The 1,285-nt window shown below is 70.3% G+C and carries 1 protein-coding gene; it reads right to left on the reverse strand.

Features of this window, described 5'->3' with window-relative positions:
- The coding region (locus Q0112_RS08400) for an LL-diaminopimelate aminotransferase (protein WP_297973877.1) at positions 1 to 1,222 on the reverse strand (1,222 nt) is incomplete at its 3' end.
- Positions 1,223 to 1,285: the final 63 nt, after the last annotated feature.

Raw genomic sequence — 1,285 nt, forward strand, 5'->3', positions numbered from 1 at the left:
CCTCCTCGTGGTGCTTGGCGAGCAGCGCGTCGGCATTCTGCATCACCCGGCGCACGCCGCGCGCCGCCTGGCGGATGCGGTGCTCGTTCTCGACCAGCCCGAGGCGGACGTAGCCCTCGCCGTACTCGCCGAAGCCGACGCCGGGCGCCACGGCCACCTCGGCCTCGCGGAGCAGGATCTTGGAGAAGCCCATCGAGCCGATGGCCGCGAAGGGCGCGGGGACGGGCGCCCAGGCGAACATGGTCGCCGGCGGGGACGGGATGGCCCAGCCGGCGCGCGCCATGGCGTCGACGAGCACGTCGCGGCGCGACTTGTAGATGTTGCGGATCTCGGCGACGCATTCCTGCGGGCCGTTGAGCGCGGCGGCGGCGGCGACCTGCACCGGCGTGAAGGCGCCGTAGTCGAGATAGGACTTGATCCGGGTCAGCGCGTCGATGAGGCGGGCATTGCCGACGGCGAAGCCCATGCGCCAGCCGGGCATGGCGTAGGTCTTGGAGAGCGAGGTGAATTCGACGGCGACCTCCTTCGCTCCTTCGACCTCGAGGATCGAGGGCGGCGGGTTGCCGTCGAAGTAGATCTCGGCATAGGCGAGGTCGGAGAGCAGCCAGAGGTGGTGCTTCTTCGCGAAGGCGACGAGGTCGCGGTAGAAGTCGATGTCGCAGACCTGCGCCGTCGGGTTGGACGGGAAGGAGACGACGGCGGCGACCGGCTTCGGCACCGAGTGGATGACGGCGCGCTCGAGCGCGCGCAGGTAGGCCTCGGGATCGAAGCGGCCCTCGTGGAGCGCCGGGACGTGGCGCAGCGTGCCGCCGGCGATCATGAAGCCGTAGGGGTGGATCGGGTAGCTCGGGTTCGGCACCAGCATCACGTCGCCGGGGGCGGTGATCGCCATGGCGAGGTTGGCGAGGCCCTCCTTGGAGCCGAGGGTGGCGATCACCTCGGTCTCGGGGTCGAGCTTCACGCCGAAGCGGCGGGCGTAGTAGCCGGCCTGCGCCCGGCGGAGGCCGGGGATGCCCTTGGAGGCGGAGTAGCGGTGGGTGCGCGGGCGGCGCACCGTCTCGACCAGCTTGTCGACGATGTGCGCCGGCGTGTCCATGTCCGGGTTGCCCATGCCGAAGTCGATGATGTCCATCCCCTCGGCGCGATAGCGGGCCTTGAGCCGGTTCACCTCGGCGAAGACGTAGGGCGGAAGGCGCTTGATGCGGTGGAATTCTTCGGACATGGCGAACCGGCGATGGAATGGAGGTGGCGCCTTATAGCGCCGCCCGGCAGTGGGGGACAGGGG

The organism is uncultured Amaricoccus sp. (assembly GCF_937858865.1).
Classification (GTDB): Bacteria; Pseudomonadota; Alphaproteobacteria; order Rhodobacterales; family Rhodobacteraceae; genus Amaricoccus.